The sequence below is a fragment of the Bacillus sp. mrc49 genome (genome assembly GCF_002803435.1).
This window is the reverse complement of record NZ_PHNG01000522.1, coordinates 1-1,461: the sequence shown is the minus strand read 5'-3', so window position 1 is coordinate 1,461 and position 1,461 is coordinate 1. Positions and strand designations below refer to the sequence as shown.

Sequence of the window (1,461 nt, the reverse complement as noted above, 5' to 3'; positions counted from 1 at the left end):
CCAGCGTTATCAACCGGCCATTTTCCGGCAAAGCACGAGCGAGCCACACACTGCTATAGCCGCCAAGGGTCCCGATTTCCAAGATGCTTTTCGCTCCAGTGAGTCTCGCTAACAGATGAAGGAATTTCCCTTGGTTTGGAGATACATCAATCGCTGGCAGCCCCGCTTCAGCATTCGCTTTCAATATCGAATCCATGATCTGATCCGTCGTATGAAGCTTAGTACTAAAATATAAATCTACCTCATTCCAAATCTTTTCTGACATATAACGATCGCCCTCCTTGGCCGGTTACACCTGATTCAGCCTTCATCTTTCCTTCATCATCCAATGAAATGGTCAGCTGGTCATCAATGACCACCGAAAGCGGAAAGGATTCCGACACCCTATCCGAAAAAAACCAGCGCCTATTCCTGGGACCCAACAGTAAAAACGAACCTTCCTCATGCTGCCCTATAAAATTCAATCGGCCTTCATTTATCGATTCATCCTTCCTTACCGGCAGCCCTAAGCCCATCAACGTATTCCCGATATCCCCCACTTCATCTGTCGTAAGGTTTATTTCGCTTATGCACAACGATTCTCGTGCGCAGAAAGTCTTTGACTGGGATTCAGGTGATACGGCATACCTGGATATGAACTCGACAATGTTGCCTGATGGGTCCAAAAAATAAAAGGCATGGGCATCTGAAAGGCTAAAATGAACTTCGTCCACACCATCTTCCTTCATTAACTCTACCTTGGACTTTGCCCATTTTTTTGCCGAGGTAAATAAATTCGTCGGAATGTTTATGGCAAAATGATAAAAGGGCTTATCTTGGAGATGATAGCTTTTCATCTCCAGCACACTCTCCCCCACCTTAATGGCAAAACCATCATCGGTTAGTGAGTGTAACTCGAACCCTAACTCACCTACATAAAAATCCCGCATTTCATCCAAGACATGACTGTATAAAGTGACCTTATTGATAATCATCGTTGACCCCCTTCAACCTACCTAACAAATATTGTAAAGCAAACCTTAATTTGTGGAAACATTCTGCATGATTTATTTACATAAACAATATATTCATGGCCGCACCCCGCAAAAAAAAAGGACCACCAAATTGGCGATCCACTGAGTTCATATAAATGACCCATTATAGGTCACTCTTTGATTTTCAGTCCGAGCATGGAAGCAAAGCCTATCGCTTGATCCGGGGAAACCTCGCAGCCGTTTAGATCCTCCAAGGATACGGTCAGCCTTTGGAAGGTGGAACTGCTAAGGTCGATTCCTTTAAGTGGCGTCCGGGAAAAATTCACTTCATTCAATCTGCAGGCATCGAACATCACTTTCTTGAACGTACACTCATAAAAATCTGCGCTTTCCAATGAGCAATGAGCGAATTTCACTTGTTTTAATGATGCATAACCGAAGGCACTTAAATTCAAGTTGCAGCTATCGAATTGGACATTTCCTAAAC

General features: G+C 43.7%; 3 protein-coding genes. All 3 read right to left on the bottom strand.

What is annotated here, in order from left to right; genetic code table 11:
• Positions 1–265: O-methyltransferase (locus CVN76_RS05085; protein ID WP_442857548.1), on the bottom strand; the 265-nt coding region annotated here is incomplete at its 3' end.
• Positions 243–974, bottom strand: coding sequence for a glyoxalase (locus CVN76_RS05080; protein WP_198512490.1), 732 nt, complete (start codon positions 972–974; stop codon positions 243–245). The genes CVN76_RS05085 and CVN76_RS05080, both read right to left, overlap by 23 nt.
• Positions 975–1,144: 170 nt before the next feature.
• On the bottom strand, positions 1,145–1,461 hold a 317-nt coding region (locus CVN76_RS05075; RefSeq protein WP_198512489.1), incomplete at its 5' end, for a pentapeptide repeat-containing protein.